This is a genomic window from Limimaricola sp. AA108-03, assembly GCF_050847355.1.
GTDB lineage: Bacteria > Pseudomonadota > Alphaproteobacteria > Rhodobacterales > Rhodobacteraceae > Limimaricola.
In genome coordinates this window covers 43,831-51,432 of the sequence record NZ_CP193757.1, presented here as the reverse complement: position 1 = coordinate 51,432, position 7,602 = coordinate 43,831, and the positions used below count along the sequence as shown (strand labels likewise).

At 65.1% G+C, this 7,602-nt stretch carries 8 protein-coding genes; 2 read left to right on the top strand and 6 right to left on the bottom strand.

The genetic code is table 11. The annotated features are described in order from the left end of the window. Positions 1 to 142 precede the first annotated feature (142 nt). Positions 143 to 754, bottom strand: coding sequence for an AAA family ATPase (locus ACRAQ3_RS17435; RefSeq protein WP_432256606.1), 612 nt, complete (start codon positions 752 to 754; stop codon positions 143 to 145). Between the two features lie 378 nt (positions 755 to 1,132). On the opposite strand from ACRAQ3_RS17435, the gene ACRAQ3_RS17430 reads away from it, so the two are divergent. Further along, positions 1,133 to 1,537 carry a hypothetical protein gene (locus ACRAQ3_RS17430; RefSeq protein WP_432256605.1) on the top strand — a complete coding sequence of 135 codons (405 nt, stop codon included), beginning with the start codon at positions 1,133 to 1,135 and terminating at the stop codon, positions 1,535 to 1,537. A 218-nt stretch (positions 1,538 to 1,755) separates the two neighbouring features. After that, entirely contained in the window at positions 1,756 to 2,220 is a 465-nt protein-coding gene (locus ACRAQ3_RS17425; protein ID WP_432256604.1) for a hypothetical protein, read from the top strand. Positions 2,221 to 2,761: 541 nt separating this feature from the next. Here ACRAQ3_RS17425 and ACRAQ3_RS17420 read toward each other — a convergent pair. Genes ACRAQ3_RS17420 through ACRAQ3_RS17400 form a run of 5 tightly spaced genes read right to left on the bottom strand, consistent with a single transcriptional unit; the run spans position 2,762 to position 7,599 of the window. Further along, entirely contained in the window at positions 2,762 to 5,104 is a 2,343-nt protein-coding gene (locus ACRAQ3_RS17420) for a heavy metal translocating P-type ATPase (RefSeq protein ID WP_432256603.1), read from the bottom strand. Between the two features lie 31 nt (positions 5,105 to 5,135). Continuing rightward, the gene (locus ACRAQ3_RS17415) at positions 5,136 to 5,861 is read right to left on the bottom strand and encodes a cytochrome c biogenesis CcdA family protein (protein WP_432256602.1); all 726 of its coding nucleotides are present in this window, start codon (positions 5,859 to 5,861) and stop codon (positions 5,136 to 5,138) included. A gap of 3 nt (positions 5,862 to 5,864) precedes the next feature. After that, entirely contained in the window at positions 5,865 to 6,341 is a 477-nt protein-coding gene (locus ACRAQ3_RS17410; protein ID WP_432256601.1) for a hypothetical protein, read from the bottom strand. Beyond that, on the bottom strand, positions 6,338 to 6,952 hold the full coding sequence (locus ACRAQ3_RS17405) for an SCO family protein (protein ID WP_432256600.1): 615 nt from the start codon (positions 6,950 to 6,952) through the stop codon (positions 6,338 to 6,340). The genes ACRAQ3_RS17410 and ACRAQ3_RS17405 overlap by 4 nt, the downstream gene beginning before the upstream one ends. Next, complete coding sequence (locus ACRAQ3_RS17400) at positions 6,952 to 7,599, bottom strand: SCO family protein (RefSeq protein ID WP_432256599.1); 648 nt, start codon at positions 7,597 to 7,599, stop codon at positions 6,952 to 6,954. The genes ACRAQ3_RS17405 and ACRAQ3_RS17400 overlap by 1 nt, the downstream gene beginning before the upstream one ends. Positions 7,600 to 7,602: the final 3 nt, after the last annotated feature.

The window sequence follows — 7,602 nt, the reverse complement described above, 5'->3', positions numbered from 1 at the left end:
TTGCTCGGCGACACAGGGGTGGGTGCCGGCTTCGGTTTCGGCGCCGCCTTCGGTTTGGAGCGCGTGCGAGCCCCCTGCCCTTTTTGATCGGGAGTCTTCGCCTCGGTATCTACTAAGCCTGACAGACTGAAACTTTTTGCCATCACATCACCCCTTTCAGATACTGCCATAGCCGCTGCATCTCGGCGAGCGCGTCCGGGTTGTTCGCCTCGATGACGCTCTGCCCGGCCCCGCCCATCTCGGCATAGACGATGCGGTTGTTGATATTGACGGGGGCTACGCGGCCATGCTGGGCAAGCTCCCTTGCGGCAGCATCTGTAAGGCGCGCCTGAGGATTGACCATCGTCATGACGAACGCGAATGGCACCCCTGCCTTACTTGCTGCGCCGATTGTTGGGCCGATCGCGTCCAAGTCATCAGTGCTGGCCCGGCTCGGAATTACCACCAAGTCAGAGGCGCCCATCACGTTCTGCATCCATCCTGGCACCTGCGGCGGGGTATCGATCACCACCAGGTCGAAATGACTGCTCAGGCGCGGCAGGATTGCCGGCAGATCGCCCGGCTCCGGGTCGTCATCGAGCATGGTGGGGTGATCCACCTGGCGGCGCGTGAGCCACCTTCTGGTGGTGCCTTGCGGGTCGAGATCGACCAAGAGGACGCGCTGCCCCTCCGTGGCCGCAAGGGCTGCCAAGTTGCGGCTCAGAGCCGTCTTGCCGGCTCCACCTTTCTGCATTGCTATCGTCATCGTTTTCATGGGGCCACTTTGCGTAGTTCCAGCAGCGCAGTCAAGCACGCAGGTGCGTATCTACGCATGCGCATACGCACCTGCGTGCAAACGTATGTGCATGCGTAGATACGCATTTACAAATTTGTGCACGATCGGTCGCGAGTGACCCGGGGCCTGCAAGTCGCTTACAGTAAAAAGCACTGAAACGGCATAGGGCCATATTTTTCCTTCGTCATCGGTGCGGGCGGCCAATATTCAGTTCGACCGTCGGGATGGCAACCCCGGCGGACTTCCGGGGCCCGCTGTCGTGGCGCCTCGTCTTGACGGCCGCGGCGGCGATCTCGCCGTCCTTTCCGACGCGGCCCTTGGGCGCAATGCCCCGGACACTCCGACTGGAGGTTCCTTATGAACTCGATCGTCTTCACTCCCGTTACCGCCGCACCCGTTCCGGGGACATCCATCCCCGAAATCGCCCTGCACCGCCTCGGCGCCTGGCTCGACGCCGAGCGCGTGACGCTCGGCCGCGTGCTCGCCCAAGCCGGACGACCCCAAGGGGCCGCTGCGCTCGCAGCGCTGGACCAGCTGCATCTCGACCCGGATTTTACCAACGAGCACCTCCGGGACTTGCTCGAGGAAGCCCATGTCTGTCTCGAGGTCCTGCTCGAGACCCTGCACATAATCCCGGGCCGCTGCCGGTCCGAAACGGCCTGGGGTATGCCGGGGCCGGCTCCGTTCGACGCGCACCTGCGCTGGTCTGGTGCCCGCTTGGAAGACATCCTGGCGACACTCCGCCGCGCCCTGATGGCCTGAGGCAAGGCAGGACCCCGGTAGAGCCGGGGTCCTACTTAACGGCCGCGGCGGCGCGTATCGCCGGCCTTTCCGATACGGCCTTGTCTGCGCGCAACAGAGATCATCACGCCATTTTACTTTAATATATTATAAGAGCACAAAGGGGTTGCGTGACGATGGCTTCCGCCATACACATTTTACTGCTGAAATGATTGATAAGAGACAAAAGGAGTGGAGGGATGACGGACTCCAAATCGACGGCGAAGGCCCTGCGCAAGTTGGCGAATGAGAACGAAGCGGCGCGCGCTATGCTCGGCTGGCTGTCGGAGGGCAAACGCAACACCGAGACCACGGATGTCGATGTCGCTGAGCGTGAGGGAACGAAGTGGGGCATCGCCAATATTGAAGAGGAGTTCATGCTCACGCGCTCCGATGTGATCTCGGTCATGCGGGAACTTCAGGCGCTCCAGCTCGGTCGGTTCATCACCGGGCGCAAGGGTTGGGAAAGTCGGTTCGAATGGTGGTCGAACCGGGTGCAGGTCGGCCTCGCGGCAATGGGAAAAATCGAGACGATTGCCATCGACGAGGACGCGCTGGAGATCTCGGAAGAAGACATCATCGAAAGCCACCGGATGCTGATTGCCCATGCCCTCGGTCGACCGGTTAGCGAGGTGAAGATCAAGGTGAAGGCGAGCGCCGCCTGACCTCGCTCCAGAAACGGCCAGATAGCCGGCCCAACAACGAACGAGATCGCCGGCCATGTTCTGGGTGGACCCACCGAACTTTAGTATCCGATAAGACGGGTTATCGGATACAACCAGGAGCAGCTGCGAAAATAGTGCGGAGCAGAACTGCCCGGATATTCCCCTCCACGGACCAAACACCGGCGTCGCTCATCTGCCCGGCGCTTTGTCATGCCCTCGACCGCCGAACTCGGAGAGTGCGTCGCAGGGATACCGAGCACATTCCAGCTCCAGCGTCGTGTGCACGGTGTCGAAGCGGTTAGAGACCGCTGCCTTATAGAGTCCGATACAGCTCCGCTGCCAATCTGCACGACCGTCGGGCCTAAGCTCACTGCGATTGCGGCAAAGACCCGGCAGTCGCACAGATGGGGATCGACAAGGTGGTGATGGCCTATGAAGGCTCCTTCTTCTGATCCGCCTACCACAGCCGCAGCTCCGAGCGGTGATGCGGGAATCCTCTTCGTAGGACGAAGGTGACGCGACTTAGAACGAGATATTGGAGCTATTCCCCGAATCCGACTTCTGCCGCACGCAACCTGAGCGCGTTTCCCACCACCGAGACCGAGGACAGACTCATTGCAGCGGCCGCGATGACCGGGGAAAGCATCATCCCGGTGAAGGGGTAGAGCACGCCTGCCGCGACCGGCACTCCGAGGCCATTGTAGAGGAAGGCGAAGAGCAGGTTCTGTCGAATGTTGCGGATGGTTGCGCGGCTTAGGCGGCGGGCGGTCACCAGCGCGGTCAGGTCGCCGCGCACCAGCGTGATACCGGCACTCTCCACCGCAACGTCGGCGCCGGTGCCCATGGCGATGCCGACATCGGCGGCCGCCAATGCGGGCGCATCGTTCACCCCGTCGCCGGCCATCGCCACGACGCGCCCCTCCGATTGCAGCCGCCGGATCGCCGCCTGCTTGTCGGCGGGCAGCACCTCGGCGATCACCTCGTCAATGCCGAGATCGGAGGCCACGGCGCGGGCCGTCACCTCGTTGTCGCCGGTCAGCATGACGATGCGCAGACCCTCGTCATGCAGCGCCTTGATGGCCTTGGGCGTCGTCTCCTTGATCCGGTCGGCCACGGCGACGAGGCCGGCGGCGCGCCCGTCCACGGCGACGAGGATCGCCGTCTGCCCCTTGCGCCGCGCGGCATCCGCCCGCTCGGAGAGGGCGGCGGTGTCGGCACCCGCTTCTTGCATCATCGCGACGTTGCCGATCGCGACACCGCGACCCGCGACCCGACCCGAGATGCCCTTGCCGGTGATGCTGTCGAAGCTTGCGCCTTCGGGCAGGGTGATGCCGCGCGCGGAGGCGCCCTCGACGATGGCGCGGGCCAGCGGATGTTCGGACTGCGCCTCAAGCGCGGCGACGAGGCCCAGAAGCTCGTCTTCGGGCACGCCTTCGGCCACCACCTCGACCAGCGCCGGGCGCCCTTCGGTCAGCGTGCCGGTCTTGTCCACCACCAGCGTGTCGACGGCGGCGAAGCGCTCCAACGCGGCGGCGTTCTTGATCAGCACGCCGTGGCCTGCGCCCTTGCCGACGCCCACCATGATCGACATCGGCGTGGCGAGGCCGAGCGCGCAGGGGCAGGCGATGATCAGCACCGAGACCGCCGAGACCAGCGCGAAGGCCATGGCCGGGTCAGGGCCGAACAGGCTCCAGACCACGAAGGCGAGGATCGCCACGCCGACCACGGCGGGCACGAAGTAGCCCGAGACCTTGTCGGCGAGCTTCTGGATCGGCGCCTGGCTGCGCTGCGCCTCGGCCACCATGGCGACGATGCGGTTGAGCATGGTCTCGGCGCCGACCTTCTCGGCACGCATCACGAAACTGCCGGTCTGGTTCAGTGCGCCGCCAGTGACCGGATCGCCCTCGGCCTTCTCGACCGGGATCGGCTCGCCGGTGATCATGCTTTCGTCAATGGTCGAGCGGCCCTCGACCACCACGCCGTCGACCGGCACGCTTTCGCCCGGTCGCACGCGAAGCCGATCACCCGAGCGGACCATGTCGAGCGGCACGTCGCGTTCGCCGCGCTCATCCACGAGCCGCGCGGTCTCGGGCGCGAGGTCCAGAAGCGCGCGGATCGCCCCGCCGGTGCGCTCACGCGCGCGCAGTTCCAGAAGCTGGCCCAGCAGCACCAGGGTGACGATCACCGCCGCCGCTTCGAAGTAGACGCCGACCTCGCCCTCGTGGCCACGGAACTGCGGCGGGAAGAGCTGCGGCGCGACGGTGGCCACGACCGAGTAGACATAGGCGACACCGACGCCGAGCGCGATCAGCGTGAACATGTTGAGATTGCGGCTCCTGACCGAGGCCCAGCCGCGCTCGAAGAACGGCAGCGCCGCCCACAGCACCACCGGCGTGGCGAGGATCAGCTCGATCCAGTCGAGCATGGGCGCGGAAATGATGGCGAAGGCGTGCGGTGCGAAGTGCCGCCCCATCGCGATCACCGCCAGCGGCACGGTCAGCACCGCGCCCAGGACAAAGCGGCGGCGGAAGTCGATATATTCCTCGCTCGGGCCTTCGGTCATGGGAATGCCCTTGGGCTCGAGCGCCATGCCACAGATGGGGCAGGAGCCGGGACCGATCTGCTCGATCTCGGGATGCATCGGGCAGGTGTAGATGACGTCTTCGCGCTCAGGCGGCGAGGCCTTTAGCGCCGGATTGAGGAAGATCTCGGGCCTTGTGTCGAACTTCTCGCGGCACTTGGCCGAGCAGAAATAGAAGGTCTCGCCCGCGTGCTCGGAGACGTGCTTCGCGGTCTCGACATCGACCGACATGCCGCAAACGGGATCGGTTGCGGTGCGGTCGCCGGGCAGGTCGTGCTCCGTATGGTCGTCATGTCTCATCATGCATCTCCATGATTCTGAAATCTCTCGCGGGTCATCCGATCTGGCCCAGCAAGGGCACGGTCTCGAGCAACCAGTAGGAAAAGACGGTCAGCTGGCCGGTCATCATTGCGAGCCCCATCAGCACCATGACCGCCCCGGCGATCCTGTGCAGCCCGCGCCCCATGCCGCGGACCCTGCGCAGCCTCGTGCCGGCCTGCTGGATGAAGGCTGCGACCAGCACGAAGGGCACGCCGAGTCCGACGGAGTAGACCGCGAGCAGCGCCACGCCTTCCCCCATAGTGGCCTGCATGGCGCTTGCCGTGAGGATCGCGCCGAGGATTGGCCCGATGCACGGGGTCCAGCCGAAGCCGAAGGCGAGGCCGAGGACATAGGACGCCATGGGCTGCCCGCCGGGAATGTCGAGATCGAAGCGCAGGTCGCCCTCCAGCGCACGGATACGGGCCGCGCCCAGCATGAACAGACCGAACAGCGCGACGATCGCCCCGCCAAGGATGTTCAACTCGAAGCGCCAGCGCAGCAGGGCCTGCCCGAGCGCGGTGGCGGAGGCGCCAAGCGCGATGAAGATCGTCGAGAATCCCAGCACGAAGCAGATGCTCAGCCATATCATGGCGGCTCGGCTCGGCGCTTTGCCCGGCCCCGTGCTCCCGGCGATGTAGGAGACATAGCCGGGCACCAGCGGCAGGACGCAAGGCGACAGGAAGGACACCGTGCCGGCCAGAAGCGCGGCGAGAAGGCCGAGAGTCTGGATGTCAGGCATGGCTCATCTCCGCCACGCGCGCGGGGACGTGGCGCCGAGATAGGCCGCCGTGGGCACGACGAGCCATTGCAGGAACGGCGTCAGGCCCGCATCGATGACCGGGATCACCGGCATGATGTCGCGATAGGCCCAGGCCTCCCGCACGACGATGTTCAGCCACTCGCTGAAGATGGTGTAGCCCACCCCCATCGCTACGGCGGCCAGAAGCACCGGCATCGACCGCTGCCGTGGCCACTCTGACCGTCCAAACAGGAACAGCGCCACGAGCAGGGTGCTGAAGGCGATCATCAGATCGCCGCCCGTGCAGTGCACGATAGCAAAGATGATCTCGCTGGCGCTGCCCTCGGTCCAGATCGTATAGAGCGGGATGTGGGCCACCTCCCAGAGCAGATGGCCGATGAGAGAAAACAGGAAATAGCGCCGCAGAACCCCCAGCCAGTCCGGGGCTGCCGCGAAGCGCGCCGACGTCGCCACCGTCATTCGAACCACCCCAATACCTTGTCGAGGAAGCTTTCGGGCTCCGGTTGCGGATGCGCGTTGGTCAGCCCGTTGATATGCATGAGGAGGTTGAGCGGCTCGAAATCGGTTCCATGAAAGATGCCGACCTGGCGGCCCTGCCGGTCAAAGATAAAGAGCATCGGATCATCGCTCGGGCGCTCTGAGACGGCAGCGAGCCGCGCCTCGAGATCCTCGAGGCTGCCCTGCGACCGCACAATCGACCAGTTCTCGGCATCGAGCGTGTCGATGTCCGCGGCGTCCTCGGCCACGGTCACGAAGCCGACCATATCGCGCATGGGGCTCGCATTGAGCGAGGTAACGGTCTTCTCCAGCTGCCGGTGTTGGGCGTCACAGGCCTCGGTGCAGGAGGCCGGTCGGAAATTGACCAGGAAGATGCGGTCCGCGAAGTCCTTCAGGCCGAGTGTTTCCCCATCCGGGGTGACGAGGTCGAGATCGGGTCCGGGCCTGAAGATCGCCTCGAAGCCCGGTTCCTTTTCCGCCGTAACCTCGTTCAGCCGCTCCCCGGGGTGATCGGCCAAGGCTGGCGAGCCAAGCATGGTAGCCATCATGAAGATGAGGATTGCGTGTCGCATCAGCTGCGCCCTTCCTGGTCCAGACGCATCTCGATTTCCTCGGCGAGATCTTCAGGCGGCTGATCCCCCTTGAGGAAAACGGCCTCGAACCGGCCGTCGGGGCGCATCAGGTAGATGTGCCCGGCATGAGCCATGGTGTATCCGTCCGGTGCCTGCGCGTCCGCCATGTGCTCGTGATAGACCTTGAAGCTCTGCGCGGCCGCCGCGGCTTGGGCAGGGCTTCCCGTCAGCCCCACCAGCCGGGGGTGAAAGTTCGCGGCGTAGTCCGCCATGACCTCGGGCGTGTCCCGTTCGGGGTCGACGGTGATGAAGAGCGGCGCGACCCGGTCCGCGTCCTCGCCCAGCAGGTTGAGGGTGGTGGCCATGTAGGCCAGCGTCGTCGGGCAGACATCGGGGCAGTTGGTGAAGCCGAAGAACACGAGCTGCCAGCGGTCGGCATAATCCGCCTCGGTGACCGGGCGTCCCGTGTGGTCGACAAGCTCGAAGTCGGACCGGATGTCCGCCTCGCCGCTGTAGACGACCTGTGCAGGCTCGGCCTGATCTCGCAGGACCAGAAGTCCGGCGGTGGCAAAGGTGAAGACGGCGGCTCCGCTCCAAAGGAGGACGCGCAGCCGCTTGTGAAAGCTGTCGGGAGAGGAAGGGGGCATCTG